This window comes from Pseudomonas sp. ASL4 (genome assembly GCF_056680395.1).
Genome location: NZ_CM155280.1, coordinates 2,848,127 through 2,860,857 on the forward strand (window position 1 = coordinate 2,848,127; position 12,731 = coordinate 2,860,857).

Here is a 12,731-nt window from a genome sequence, read left to right on the forward strand (position 1 = left end):
GCGCACTGGAGAATAATAATTATGAAGCTGTCAGCTGTTCGTTCGATCACCACATTGGCCCTGGCGAGCCTCATCGGCACCCACGCCTGGGCGGCTCCCAAGCATGAAATCTACAGTTTGATGCCCAACACCGCATTGTCGGGCGTGATTGATCCTGACATGCCCGATCGCACCTCGATCAACAAAGCCTTGCCGCTGAAAAAGAAGGGCGAGCGTTTGCGTATCGGCTGGACTGAAATCACCCTAGGCAACCCATGGTTTGTCTCGATGATCGACGACTCGAAAACCATAGCGAAAAAATACAATTACGATATTGAGCTGCAAGTGGCTGACAGCGATGTCGCCAAGCAGAGTGCCCAGGTCGATAACTTCATTACCCTGGGCGTCGATCTGATCGTGATCGATCCTACCGATGTCCTCGGTTCGGTGTCGGATGTCGAGCGGGCAGTGGCCGCCGGCATTCCGGTGATCACCGTCGGCACCGCCCCGGACGCCCGCGCGCCGGTGATCACCACCAGCACCGGCAACCCGTACGGCAGTGGATTCGAGGCAGGGCGTTACGTTGCGGCCAAGACCGATACGGCCAAGGTGATCAACGCCGCAATGGTCATTGGGGTGATGGGCAACTCTACCTCCGAAAGCCGACTCAACGGCATGATCTCCGGGATCGTTTATGCTCGCTCGCAAGAGCGGAAGCTGGGCCTTTCCAAAGAAGACGCAATGCTCAAAGGCTTCAAGCTGTTCCAGCAGGTCAAGGCGAAGGGCAGCTTCAGCTGGCCGGAAGGTGGCTTCAACGTACTCGCCTGGGGTCGTGGTGATTGGACGGAAGAGGGTGGTCTGGCGGCCACGGAAGACATCCTTTCGTCCCAGGGTGACAAACTCAATCTGGTCTTGGCAGAGAACGACTTCATTGCCATTGGCGCGATCAATGCCCTGGAAAATGCTGGTAAGAAAAACAGCGTCATGGTCGCTTCCGCCGCCGGCAGCTTTCGCGTGGCGCTGGACTTGATCAAGCAAGGCAAGTTGCTGGTAAGTGCCACCAACAGCGGTTCGGAAACCGGTGTGGCCGCCATCGAGTTGATCCACCAAATTCTCGACAAGGGACTGGATGCCAGCAACTTGCCGCTGGCGTCCTACTTCCCGGTCATGCTGATTACACCGGACAACGTTGACACCTACATCAAGGCCGACAGGTTGCCGCCGTCCACTGAAACCGTCCCGCCGTTCCGTTCCATCGAGCAGATCAAAACCGCGATGAAGTGATTACGCACGGTTGAACCGGCCTGTGGCCGCTGTGTTTGATTGCGGCCACAGCTCGAATGCAACAGTTTATAGACGGTGAACACAATGAACGCGATGCACAAACCTGCCGTAGAGATGCTCGACATCTCGAAAAAGTTCGGAGGTATCAGTGCCCTGAACAGCGCGAATTTTTCTGCCCGTGCGGGGGAAATCCACGCACTGATGGGCGAGAACGGCGCCGGCAAATCAACCTTGATGAAGATCCTTTCCGGGGCCTACTTGCGTGATGCCGGCGAGGTCCGCCTCAACGGCGAGAAAGTCGATATTCGCAAACCCGGCGATGCGCTCAAGCTGGGTATTTCGATCATCTACCAGGAGTTCGCCCTGGCCCCGCATTTATCGGTGGCCGAGAACATATGCATCGACGATCTGGGCAAGAGCAAGGGGTTTGTCCAGTGGGCGGCCATGCACAAAAAAGCCCGGGCGATTCTCGATGAACTGGGTTTCAGCGATATCGATGTGCGCCAGCCGGTCGGCAGCTTGCCGGTGGCTTACCAGCAAGCAGTGGAGATCTGCAAGGCACTGTCGCGTAACTCGTCGGTGCTGGTCTTCGATGAACCGACGGCAGTGCTCACCTCCCATGAGGCCGAGAAGCTGTTCAAAACCCTCGATAAATTGCGCCGCAATGGCGCGTGCATCGTTTACGTCTCGCACCGCATGGATGAGATTTTCCGGATCTGCGACCGCGCCACGGTGCTCAAGGACGGCAAGACGGTCGGCACACTGGAACTGGCTGACATTACCGAGCGTGGCTTGATCGAGATGATGATTGGTCGCGAGCTGAGTGACCTGTTTCCGCCGCGCACTCCATGCATCGGCGAGGTGTTGCTGAAGGTCGAGCACCTGTGCGCGGGACGTCTGGTGCGCGATGTGAGCTTTGCGGTTCGGGCGGGAGAAGTGCTTGGCTTCTGTGGGCTGGTTGGTGCCGGACGGACCGAAACCATGCGCGCGATCTTCGGGGCTGATCGGAAAACCTCCGGCGCGCTGTACCTCGATGGCCGGGAGATCCACAACCGAACACCACGGGAAGCCATTACCAATGGCATCGGCCTGTTGCCCGAGGACCGCAAGCAACAAGGCGTATTGCTGGAGATGTCTATACGGGTCAATGGCGCGCTTCGCCCCGATAGCCCCTACACCGGGAGTATGGGCTGGATTGCCAGCGGCCGGGAGACCCAGGGTATTGAAGCCTTGCGCAAGCAACTGGCGGTCAAGACTCACTCGATAGAACAGTTGGTCGGCGACCTGTCGGGCGGTAATCAACAGAAAGTCGCCCTGATGAAATGGGTCGATGCGGGTTGCCGGGTTTTGATTCTCGATGAGCCCACCCGCGGAGTGGATGTGGGCGCGAAGACTGAAATCTACCGGCTCATCAACGACCTCGCCGAACAGGGTGTGGCGATCATTATGGTGTCTTCGGAAATGATTGAAATCATCGGCATGTGTGATCGCGTGCTGGTGATGCGCGAAGGCGCGGTCGCCGGCGAACTGGCGGGCGAGCGTATTAAAGAACAAGAAATGATTTGCCTGGCGATGGGAGTCGAGCACCATGAGTAACCCTAATTCCAAGCTGGCCCCGGCTGAGCTTTTGCAGGAAAACAGTCGCGCTCACGAGAGCAAGGCAAACCGACGCTCGTTGCAGCGTCTGTTTCTGGAGCACAACGCGCTGGTGATGCTGGTATTGCTGGCCATCGTCGCTAGCGTGCTCTCCGCTGACTTCTTTACGTATCAGAACATTGGCAATCTGTTGCGCCAATTGACGCCTTTGCTGTTGGTCAGCATCGGCATGTTGATTGTAATCCTGACGGCGGGCATCGATTTGTCTGTGGCCTCGGTCGCGGCAGTGGGCGGCATTGTGGTCGCAATGACCCTCAATGTGCTACCGGTCGAAGGCAGTGTCGGCTTGCTGTTGGCGGTGGCGATTGCGGTGGCGACCGGAGTGCTGATGGGGCTGGTGACGGGCACCTTTATCGCGTACTTCCGCATGGCGCCTTTTATCGCGACTCTGGCCATGATGACGGTCGCCCGTGGCCTGGCGTTCATCTTGTCCAACGGCCAGCCACAAAGGCTGGATGACAAACTGGTCAGTGCCCAATTGCTGCGTGATTTCGGACGGTTGGCCGATGGCGTTCTGGGCATCCCGTGGCCGGTGTGGCTGGCCGGATTGGTGACTGTCGTGTTTGCCTTGATCCTGCGTTATAACGCCTATGGCCGTCTGACCATTGCCAGTGGCAGTAACGAAACGGCAGTGCGCCTGGCAGGTATTCCGGTGGAGCGCTACAAACTGGCAGCCTATGGCATTTGCGGCGGCCTGGCAGCATTGGCCGGGGTGGTGATTGCTTCGCGCTCAGGTGTAGCCACGCCCAGTGCCGGCATGGCCCTGGAACTGGACGCCATCGCCGCTTGCGTGATCGGAGGGGCACTGCTGTCCGGTGGCAAAGGTACGATTTTTTACACCGTCGTCGGAGTGCTAGTGTTGGGGCTGATCGGCAATATCATGAACCTGTTGAGTGTGCCGGCCTATCCGCAGCAGATCATCAAAGGCGCGATTATCGTCATCGCGGTGCTGTTGCAAGGTGTTGGCCGCCGGGATGCGCGCATTTAAGGAGATCCGTCGAGTGGAGTGGCAGGCATATTCTGATGATGTATGATGCGTTTTCGACGCTGCAAGTCGACGGATTCACAAGTCTGTCGCCCTACGCAAAGTGATTGACCATGGAGACAGAGTCATAGTGACCGTGCATAAGCCCATTGATAAAGGCAACTTGAGCGAACGGGTCTATTCCATCATTCGTACCGCATTGATGGACGGGCAGTATCAACCCGGGGATCGGTTGCGCATCAGCACGTTGGCCGAGGAATTTGGCGTCTCGATCACACCCGTGCGGGAAGCTATTTTCCGCCTGGTCAGTGATCATGCGCTGGATATGAAGGCCGCCACTTCGATCTACGTACCGGAGCTGACGGTCAGTCAATTGCGGGAAATTCAGTTGATTCGTCATCTGCTGGAAGGAGAAGCGGCAGGCGTTGCGGCGCAGCGGATCACCCAACTGGAACTGGCGAAACTCGGGGCCATTCAGGACGCGTTTCAAATGGCGGTCACGGTCGATTACCGGCAGGCAGCGTTACTCAACCGAGAGTTCCACTTCGGTTTGATCTCCGCGGCGCGCATGCCTGTGGTATCGAGAACCTTGGAAAACATGTGGGTCATCATGGGGCCGCTGCTTAGCCGGTTCCACGCGGAGGTGCCCAAGCGGGAGCTGGCCAGTGCCAAGCACAAGCACTTTGAGGTGCTGGAAGGTTTGCGCACTCGCGACTCGGCCAAAGCCAAAGACGCCTTGCAGGCCGATATTGCCTGGGGCGAGTTGATGATCGAATGGCTTGAAAAAAAGGAAAACCTGGCTGAGACGTAGTCACCACGCTGTTGTCGGATTCTGCTGAAACTATCGCCCGAACTCCGCTCCAGGTGCCTCGGGCGATATCGTTTTTACGGTTGGCTGAATTCGACCTGGCTTGACTCGTTCAGACGAGCGACCAATTTGCCACCGTCGCCACCGTCGCCACCGTCGCCACCGTGCTTGAGGGCATGCAACGTCTGCGGCATGTTGTAGAAGTCGAAGTCCTGGCGCTTGGGGGCGGTAAGGCTGCCCGCGAGCAAGTTTGAGCAGATGTTCACCGGCTCGGCACCGCGACTGCTGATCGCTCAGGCAGGCGTGGACATGGAAACTGTTGAGTGCCACCTCATGCAAGGAAATCGCGGTGCTGAAAGTCGGCAGCGGTGCTGTTTCTTGAGTATCCTGAATACATACCAAATGCCCGTTGTAGTACAGCAGTGGAGCAAGACTAGAAGCATGAGCGGCGCTGACGGTGTCGAACACCGCCTTCAATTGACGCTCGCCAAGATGCGCTTGTAGGGTTTCTGCCAGTTGCCGTCCCGGTAATCGAACACACCAACGGCCCCCAGTGTCTTCAAGTCCTCGTGATGTTTTGTGGCTGCTGTGGCCCACACTCGATAGTCACGTTGGACGGCCATCTGCACCAACAGCAGGCCGACCGCACCACCGGCCCCCAACGACCAACACATCGCTCGGGCCAATCATCGGCACTTTGTCCAAGGCCTGACAGGCAGTCAGGCCGGGGCAGGGCAACGACGCTGCGACAGTGTCATCCAGCGCGGCCGGCACTGTCTGCACGGTAGCGGCGTCGAGTAAACAGAATTCTGCAAAACTGCCATCGCGCTCCAGTGACTGGTGATACGCCACGCGAGTGCCTGGCTTGATTGACACGCCGACACCTGATGCGATGACCACTCCCATGCCATCGACGCCGGGTACGTGGCCGGTTTTCCAGGCGGGGTGAGCCCATTCAATGATTTCCAGTCCACAGGGTTCAGCGCCATTGCTCAGTTTGCCACTAAGACCTTCCCTGGGCTGGGTTGTACTAACGGCTTGCGGATCAGTTCTAGACCGTCGATCCTCTTGCCTGAGTTCCAAGACCAGGCGGCGAAATCAGCGTGCATCGTGTGTCCTCATCAAGGGCCGGATCGAACTCATTTCGCCTCGGTGATAATTCTCCAAGTCGCCCATGACACGCCACAGTTCAGGGGCCAGTATCCTTGCCAGCCTCCGGAGGGGAATCGTCTGACGATGCCAAGGTGTTATGATCTAAAATCATCAATCGGTTCTAAGCCTTGTCAGCGATGCTAAATGTGCTGGAACCGGCCTTATAACTAGTGGCCCTCGGGCGAACTCCCATCATTAATCCTTCGATTCGATGACGACCTTCAGTCGTTCCAGGCCTGTGCGGTAGAGCGCCTCGAAATGCCCGACTATCTCTGCTTCATCGGCGTCGTGGACATTGAATATGCTCGACCATGACGCCACCGTTGCCCCTTTACCTTCGGCTTGTGCTGACATTGTGCCGACATAGTTGATAACCGGAGAGGGCCTTTCAAGCAGGGCATAGGTATAGGTCTTCGCCGCTTCGTCAAACGTTTGCAAGCGCTCGACAATGATCGCGCCGTCAGCTGTTTTCAGATGACGAATGCGTCCTCCTTCTCTGAGGGAGCTACTGCCGATGACGTCAAGCCAGCAGTGTAGAAAATCGAAGCCACCAAGGAGAGACCAAACATTCTCGATGGGGCGTTTGATGGTAATTGAAACGTTGACTTCACTCATGCATTCACCTGTATGGGAGGAGGGTACTCAAAGAATGATTGACGTGACCAGACATAGACTAGCAGCGCTGATCAGCAGGAAGATAAGCCAAGCCATGGCGACAATCAGGGTTGAAGTAACCAATTTACCTATCAGCGTTTTTATCGCGGGGGAAACGAATCAACGCATAGACCGCACACAACAGTTGGATCGACAGTACCACTTGAGAAAACACTGCGATGAAAACAGAGTTGTAGCCAAGCTGTGCACCCGCTGCGTTATCTGTCACCCACTTGCCGGGATCCATGTATCCCGCGGCGTTCAACAGGCCTGGCGCAGTTAATAACAAAATTCGCAGTGGCGCGGGCAATTGTTGACTGGCGGCGTTACCGGTTTGTTGTTCCGCCAACGGGATTTGTTCTGTTATCAGTCAGTGTGTCCTTGGAGCTTGAACAAGCCGAGCCAGACACACCAGCACCAAGGTATGAACAAACAAAAGAACACCGGCAACCGAGACGATCGCCGATGCTTCACCACTCATATAATGGGCCGATAGGAGGCACACCAATGCTGCCATCTGTGTCAGCAGACGATGGGACAAAGTGGCTCGTGAAGATCTCGACACCTCGAACAGGCGGCCGGGCCAGGCGTCAGGCCTGCCGTGCGAGCATACGATTGCCACGATGACCACCACGGCATAGATCCAGACGCCGCTGTCGCCATCACCTTTAGCCCGCGTCAAGCCTACGACGCCGGCTGTCATCAGCAACAGAACACTTACAACGGATGCGATACGGCTATTGTTCATTGCGTTTCACTAAAACCCATCGGCGCATCTACACGCAAACGGAGCACATGAAACGGTGGCTGGCTGTCGTCCTCACCCGCATTGAGCAGGGGATGCCGGTGCAACTGGTTTGCCGTGATGTAGAGCCATCGCCCCTCTGCATCGAGTTCTACCCCATCCGGCCAACCAAGCAAAAGATCATCCTGGGCCAGAATACGATAGCCCGCAGGAGAGGCCAGCCCGATCGCATTGTTGGCAATGTCCGTTACATAGACGTTGCCCTCAGCATCGACATCAAACCCATCGCAATGAGGCTTCTCACACCAGTATTCCACTGCCTCGTCCAGTGGTGCGGAACTGGCGGGTTGCGCTAGGATTTCAGTAGCAATCCGGTAGACCTTACGCGCAGACATGGAACCGAAATACACCCAGCGGCCCAATGGGTCGATGGCGATTGGATTGAGACCGTATTGGTAAGGAATGACCTCGCCGTCCGGCGTGCGTAGTGCCAGAGGTTTGCCTGCGACCATAAGCGGTACATCTCCAGGCATCAACCCTGGATAGCACTCGAGTGAGCGCCACGAGAGGCCGGTTTTCATGTCTACCACGACGATGGCGGGAAAGTCGCTGACGCCGCTTGCGTTCATCGTCATGTCTGCGATGTAAATACGCTCACGTCGCCAATCGATTACGAAGTCCTGGGTGAAGGAGCTTGGGCGAAGGACGTTTTGCGGCAACACGATCAGACGATGTAGGTTTTGTTCGCGATCATTCCAGGCAATGAGCCGTGGCTGTTGCTGCGCATTGCCCATGTCGAGGATCCAGACGATGCCGTTAGGATCTGTACGGATGCCGATCACGGCAGACATACCGCGTCCATCTGACCCGGGTTTGCCTGCCCAGATCTCATTGGGATAGGCCGAATGCTCGCCTACCTCCGACACTTCGCGTACGGAGATATCCGGCGCGATGATGGCGGATACCGACACAAGCACTCGCCCGTCGGGCATGACAGTAGGGTTGCCTGGACGCTCGATCGGGAATGTCGCAAAAATTTCCAGAAGGTTACTGTTCATTGTTTGGCCTGCACGAAAGATTCAGCGGTGCCGCTTGATGGGTCGACAAAAATAATATCGCTCGGATCACGTCTTGGGGTATCCACAGAGACCATAAACAGCGGGTGTTCGAGGATCTTCGGCATGCCGTGAATGGTGAACTTCTTGAAGAACAACATCTCGCCTGGGCCAACCTCAAACTCTTCGCGGTCGCCCATGAAAAATGTGGCGCGACCTGATAGCACAATCAGGTATTCGTCACAGGTGGCATGGTAGTGCGCAGGGGTTGGGTGGTAAACGCGGAAGACGCGGGCGCTGGCCTCATCTTCATCGGTTAGCCGGGTATCGACCAATAGAGTTTCGGCCGTTTCGGGGAACGTCTTGACGATCTCATCAAGGTTAAAGGAGGCGTGGGGCGCGGCCTCTACCAGTTTTTTCCGAGTGCTTGATTCGCTCATGTTGAAACTCTCATTCAGGCGTCGTTTGAAGGACGTAGTGATGTTGTTCAGGGTTTCAGAATAAGCACTGAGTCGATGGCAGAGAACGCAGTGGCCGGGCACAAGATTTGAGAATTGAAATAACAATTCAATCGGCGGGCTTAGCTGTTTTGCGAATCCATTTCCAAACTGCTACGCCCGGCGATGCATTTCTGACACCGGCAGGCTGCGGCATAGTGGTGAATACTCACTCTCGAGTCCAGCTGCATTGGAGACAAAAGATGAAAGTCAAAGCTGCCGTTCTAAGACACATGAATGTTGCGCCGCCTTATGCCCAGAGCAAGCCGATTGTGATTTAGACAATCGAACTGGCACCCCCGGGTCCCGGCGAGGTTTTGGTACGAATCCGTGCCGCCGGCCTCTGCCATTCTGACCTCTCGGTGATCAATGGTGACCGCCCTCGGCCAATGCCCATGGCGCTTGGCCACGAAGCGGCAGGGGTGGTCGAAGAGTTAGGGGAAGGTATCACTGATCTCCAACCAGGTGACCACGTGGTCATGGTGTTTATGCCTAGTTGCGGCCATTGCCTGCCATGTGCTGAAGGTCGACCAGCGCTCTGCGAGCCCGGTGCCAAAGCGAATGCGGCTGGCACGCTGATAAATGGTTCTGTTCGTTTGAGCAGTCCTGCTGGTCACGTCCATCACCATCTGGGTGTGTCTCTGCGTTTGCCGAATACGCTGTGGTATCGCGCAACTCCGCGGTCAAGATTGATCGGGATCTACCCTTTGTAGAAGCTGCGCTGTTTGGTTGCGCGGTGCTGACGGGGGTCGGTGCAGTCGTCAATACCGCGGAGTTGCGGGTCGGCTCGACCGCCGTTGTGATCGGTTTGGGCGGAGTCGGTTTGGCCTCGGTGTTAGGAGCAAGGGCAGCAGGTGCGAGCAAAATCATTGCCGTCGACCTGTCCCCTGAGAAACTCGCATTGGCCAAAGAAGTCGGTGCAACTGCAGTGGTCAACGGAGGCGATGCTGACGCCATTGAGCAAGTGCTGCAATTGACCAGTGGCGGTGCTGACTACGTGTTCGAAATGGCCGGTTCGATCCGGGCTCTGGATAACGCGATGAAGATGACCAAGCGCGGAGGTATGACTGTGACCGCCGGACTGCCGCCGCCAGGCTCGGCATTGTCGGTCAATGTTGTTCAATTGGTGGGTGAGGAGCGCACGCTTAAGGGTAGCTATATAGGTACCTGTGTGCCGATCCGGGATATTCCGCGATTCATCGAACTCTTTCGAGATGGTCGCTTGCCGGTAGACCGGCTGCTGAGCGGCAGGCTCAAATTGGAAGACATCAACAAGGCTTCGACCGCTTACATGAAGGAAGCGCGGTTCGTCAGGTCATTGAGTTTTGAGGAGTAATAGCATGGCCGATTCAGACTTCCTGTCAACGCTCGACGATCCGTCGCTGTTCTGTGAAGCGAACTACATCAGTGGCCAATGGGTGGCGGCGGGTGAGGGCCGCACCATTACCGTCACCAACCCCTCTAATGGCAAAGTGCTGGGGCGCGTGCCCTCTCTCGGATCCAAAGAAACAAAGCAGGCCATCGCGGCCGCCAAGCGTGCACAACCGGCCTGGCGTGCGCTCACTGCCAAAGAGCGTGCGGTAAAGCTACGCCGCCTGTTCGAACTGATGATCATCCACCGTGAAGACCTGGCGCGAATCATGACCGCCGAACAAGGTAAACCGCTTGCCGAAAGCCGTGGCGAGATCACCTGCGCTGCGTCTTTCATTGAATGGTTCGCAGAGGAGGGCAAGCGTGTTTACGGCGACACAATCGCCTCACATTCAAGGGCCAGCCGCATTATCGTGCAGAAGGAACCCATCGGTGTGTTTGCCGCGATTACTCCGTGGAATTTTCCTGCGGCGATGGTCACACGCAAGGCCGGGCCAGGTTGGGCGGCCGGTTGCACTGGAGTGCTACGTCCAGCCAGCCAGACGCCATTTTCGGCGATCGCTATCGCCGTACTGGCGGAGCGTGCTGGCCTGCCTGCCGGCGTTTGCAATGTGATTACCGGGCCAGGTAGTGAAATTGGAGCCGAGCTGACCTCCAATCCGGACGTACGCAAACTGTCCTTTACCGGCAGCACTGAAGTTGGCGCAACTCTTTTAGGTCAATGCGCGCCCACGATCAAAAAAACCAGTATGGAACTTGGTGGTAACGCGCCCTTCATCGTGTTTGACGATGCAGACCTGGATGCGGCAGTGCAGGGTGCGCTCGCATCGAAATATCGTAACGCAGGGCAGACCTGTGTTTGCGCTAATCGCCTGTTGGTACAGGACGGCGTTTACGATGCATTCGCAGCGAAGCTTAAAACCGCGGTCGAGGCTTTAAAGGTGGGCGACGGGTTTGAAGAGGGAGTGACGATCGGCCCTCTGATTGATGAAGCGGCCATGCGCAAAGCCGAGGATCACGTCGCTGACGCGGTAAAACGCGGGGCTTCTGTTCTCGCCGGTGGTAAGCGGCACACATTAGGAGGCAATTTCTACGAGCCGACGATCTTGGTGGATGTGCCAAGGGAGGCGAAGGTGTTCCGCGAGGAGACGTTCGGGCCTGTGGCTCCGCTGTTCCGCTTCAGTGCTGAGGCGCAAGCTATTGAAATGGCCAACGACACAGAGTTTGGTCTCGCCTCGTATTTCTACAGTCGGGATATTGGCCGAATAATGCGCGTTGCCGAAGCCTTGGAGTGCGGCATTGTAGGGATTAATGAAGGCTTGATATCGACAGAAGTGGCGCCATTTGGTGGGGTAAAATCGTCAGGCCTGGGTCGTGAAGGTTCCAAGTATGGGATCGAGGACTACCTTGAAATCAAATATCTCTGTCTGGGGGGGATTGATCGCTGAGAAGCGATAAAGGGATGGCCAGGTGAGCATCCCTTTTTTCGAACATTTTCGGGATTGACTCATCCAAAACTCATGCAGGCTTGGAGTTATCCATCCTCAAAGCCGTCCGAATTCATCGACTCACTAGTCGGGCAGGTATCGCACTCGTCTGCCCTCTAGAATCGCTTTGTTAGAGTCAGCGTTTGTCGCCGAACAGATCTTGCACAATTAAACGGGCGCCCATTTATGCGGCAGCAGTTCAGCAATTTCACTCGCCCGCTGCTTCGGCTGCCGCGTCAGTACATCCTTTAGATACGCATACGGATCATGCCCATCGAGTGGCGTCGACTTGATCAAACTCATCATCGCGGCCGCTCGTTTTTTGCTGCGTAATGACCCAGCGAAGAGCCAATTCTTGCGCCCCAAAGCCGATGGATACGGCTCCTTTATCGAAGTAGCGCAACAGCACTGCACAGCTTTTCAGACTGTAATCCAGCGCCCTGCTGATCGCTGAACCATCGTGCACATGGTCACTCGGGGCGATCATTCAGGCATGCACCGTATCCATAATCGGTGCGGTTTTTTCTTGCCGTATTCGATGCCGTAAATACGGCTCTAGGTCGTGCTTCTCACTTTGGCTAATCATAGATGCGCATCTTGGGATAAAAAGCTTGAGCGAAAGTACTTTCATGGTCAGGGCTGTGGCCGTGCGAAAACAAGAACTCAACCGAGAACTTTGTTCGCCGGGTCGTTTTCATGCGATGTCATCAGTCTCATATAGGCTGGCAAGAGTAGCCGGTGCCAACGGCGTATGCGCTGTCTCGCTCTATGCCGTTTCTGCCAATGTCGTCGCCGCTGGACACACCCTATTGAGAGGCACCGCTGGTATGTAGCTAGATGAAAATGGGGCCAACATAAGCTATGCGACAAGAGCCAATATGGCGATCGTATTGCAGTGGTCGAGCCGAGGTGGTCGGCTTTGACCAGGTCACTTCTTGGTCGCGCGGGTCAGGAAAGCCTGAAATCCTTGAGAGAGACATCAATGAATATATTGAGAATTACCGCACTTCGCTGCGGGACGATGCTTGCTTTTGTTTGCATGGCGAACGGGAAAAGGC

The 12,731-nt window shown here is 56.3% G+C and carries 14 protein-coding genes and 1 pseudogene; 7 read left to right on the forward strand and 8 right to left on the reverse strand.

Features of this window, described 5'->3' with window-relative positions; translation table 11 throughout:
• Positions 1–21 precede the first annotated feature (21 nt).
• The 4 genes from AC1MEW_RS12905 (at position 22) to AC1MEW_RS12920 (ending at position 4,715) form a co-directional block, all read left to right on the forward strand.
• Positions 22–1,263, forward strand: a complete 1,242-nt coding sequence (locus AC1MEW_RS12905) for a sugar ABC transporter substrate-binding protein (protein WP_480426577.1) — start codon at positions 22–24, stop codon at positions 1,261–1,263.
• An 84-nt stretch (positions 1,264–1,347) separates the two neighbouring features.
• On the forward strand, positions 1,348–2,859 hold the full coding sequence (locus AC1MEW_RS12910) for a sugar ABC transporter ATP-binding protein (RefSeq protein WP_480426578.1): 1,512 nt from the start codon (positions 1,348–1,350) through the stop codon (positions 2,857–2,859).
• Positions 2,852–3,907, forward strand: coding sequence for an ABC transporter permease (locus AC1MEW_RS12915; protein ID WP_480426579.1), 1,056 nt, complete (start codon positions 2,852–2,854; stop codon positions 3,905–3,907). The genes AC1MEW_RS12910 and AC1MEW_RS12915 overlap by 8 nt, the downstream gene beginning before the upstream one ends.
• A gap of 127 nt (positions 3,908–4,034) precedes the next feature.
• On the forward strand, positions 4,035–4,715 hold the full coding sequence (locus tag AC1MEW_RS12920) for a GntR family transcriptional regulator (protein ID WP_480426580.1): 681 nt from the start codon (positions 4,035–4,037) through the stop codon (positions 4,713–4,715).
• Between the two features lie 74 nt (positions 4,716–4,789).
• Here the strand turns inward: AC1MEW_RS12920 and AC1MEW_RS12925 are convergent, their stop codons facing one another.
• The 7 genes from AC1MEW_RS12925 to AC1MEW_RS12955 all read right to left on the reverse strand — a co-directional run bounded on the left by AC1MEW_RS12925 (position 4,790) and on the right by AC1MEW_RS12955 (position 8,758).
• Complete coding sequence (locus tag AC1MEW_RS12925; protein ID WP_480426581.1) at positions 4,790–4,978, reverse strand: hypothetical protein; 189 nt, start codon at positions 4,976–4,978, stop codon at positions 4,790–4,792.
• Between the two features lie 340 nt (positions 4,979–5,318).
• The gene (locus AC1MEW_RS12930) at positions 5,319–5,588 is read right to left on the reverse strand and encodes a hypothetical protein (RefSeq protein WP_480426582.1); all 270 of its coding nucleotides are present in this window, start codon (positions 5,586–5,588) and stop codon (positions 5,319–5,321) included.
• 471 nt (positions 5,589–6,059) lie between these two features.
• Complete coding sequence (locus tag AC1MEW_RS12935) at positions 6,060–6,479, reverse strand: SRPBCC family protein (RefSeq protein ID WP_480426583.1); 420 nt, start codon at positions 6,477–6,479, stop codon at positions 6,060–6,062.
• A 124-nt stretch (positions 6,480–6,603) separates the two neighbouring features.
• Positions 6,604–6,867 (reverse strand): hypothetical protein, encoded by a 264-nt coding sequence (locus AC1MEW_RS12940; RefSeq protein WP_480426584.1) that lies wholly within the window; start codon positions 6,865–6,867, stop codon positions 6,604–6,606.
• Between the two features lie 21 nt (positions 6,868–6,888).
• Positions 6,889–7,266, reverse strand: coding sequence for a hypothetical protein (locus tag AC1MEW_RS12945; RefSeq protein WP_480426585.1), 378 nt, complete (start codon positions 7,264–7,266; stop codon positions 6,889–6,891).
• Complete coding sequence (locus tag AC1MEW_RS12950) at positions 7,263–8,321, reverse strand: L-dopachrome tautomerase-related protein (protein ID WP_480426586.1); 1,059 nt, start codon at positions 8,319–8,321, stop codon at positions 7,263–7,265. The genes AC1MEW_RS12945 and AC1MEW_RS12950 overlap by 4 nt, the downstream gene beginning before the upstream one ends.
• Complete coding sequence (locus AC1MEW_RS12955) at positions 8,318–8,758, reverse strand: cupin domain-containing protein (protein ID WP_480426587.1); 441 nt, start codon at positions 8,756–8,758, stop codon at positions 8,318–8,320. The genes AC1MEW_RS12950 and AC1MEW_RS12955 overlap by 4 nt, the downstream gene beginning before the upstream one ends.
• Positions 8,759–9,177: 419 nt before the next feature.
• Here AC1MEW_RS12955 and AC1MEW_RS12960 point away from each other — a divergent pair, with 419 nt between their 5' ends.
• From AC1MEW_RS12960 to gabD, 3 genes are read left to right on the forward strand one after another with little or no spacing between them, the layout of a single operon-like run.
• Positions 9,178–9,528: an alcohol dehydrogenase catalytic domain-containing protein gene (locus tag AC1MEW_RS12960; RefSeq protein ID WP_480426588.1), complete on the forward strand. Its 351-nt coding sequence runs from the start codon at positions 9,178–9,180 to the stop codon at positions 9,526–9,528.
• Complete coding sequence (locus tag AC1MEW_RS12965; protein ID WP_480426589.1) at positions 9,477–10,151, forward strand: zinc-binding dehydrogenase; 675 nt, start codon at positions 9,477–9,479, stop codon at positions 10,149–10,151. The genes AC1MEW_RS12960 and AC1MEW_RS12965 overlap by 52 nt, the downstream gene beginning before the upstream one ends.
• A 4-nt stretch (positions 10,152–10,155) precedes the next feature.
• On the forward strand, positions 10,156–11,634 hold the full coding sequence (gene gabD / locus AC1MEW_RS12970) for an NADP-dependent succinate-semialdehyde dehydrogenase (protein WP_480426590.1): 1,479 nt from the start codon (positions 10,156–10,158) through the stop codon (positions 11,632–11,634).
• A gap of 207 nt (positions 11,635–11,841) precedes the next feature.
• Here gabD and AC1MEW_RS12975 read toward each other — a convergent pair.
• A pseudogene (locus AC1MEW_RS12975) lies at positions 11,842–12,217 on the reverse strand (transposase domain-containing protein); the annotation flags it as partial.
• Positions 12,218–12,731 lie beyond the last annotated feature (514 nt).

Bases quoted from the DNA above. Each gene is read 5' to 3' on its own strand.
- gabD (WP_480426590.1), top strand. From the start codon at position 10,156: ATGGCCGATTCAGACTTCCTGTCAACGCTCGACGATCCGTCGCTGTTC.
- AC1MEW_RS12945 (WP_480426585.1), bottom strand. From the start codon at position 7,266: ATGAACAATAGCCGTATCGCATCCGTTGTAAGTGTTCTGTTGCTGATG.
- AC1MEW_RS12950 (WP_480426586.1), bottom strand. From the start codon at position 8,321: ATGAACAGTAACCTTCTGGAAATTTTTGCGACATTCCCGATCGAGCGT.
- AC1MEW_RS12905 (WP_480426577.1), top strand. From the start codon at position 22: ATGAAGCTGTCAGCTGTTCGTTCGATCACCACATTGGCCCTGGCGAGC.
- AC1MEW_RS12915 (WP_480426579.1), top strand. From the start codon at position 2,852: ATGAGTAACCCTAATTCCAAGCTGGCCCCGGCTGAGCTTTTGCAGGAA.
- AC1MEW_RS12935 (WP_480426583.1), bottom strand. From the start codon at position 6,479: ATGAGTGAAGTCAACGTTTCAATTACCATCAAACGCCCCATCGAGAAT.
- AC1MEW_RS12955 (WP_480426587.1), bottom strand. From the start codon at position 8,758: ATGAGCGAATCAAGCACTCGGAAAAAACTGGTAGAGGCCGCGCCCCAC.
- AC1MEW_RS12910 (WP_480426578.1), top strand. From the start codon at position 1,348: ATGAACGCGATGCACAAACCTGCCGTAGAGATGCTCGACATCTCGAAA.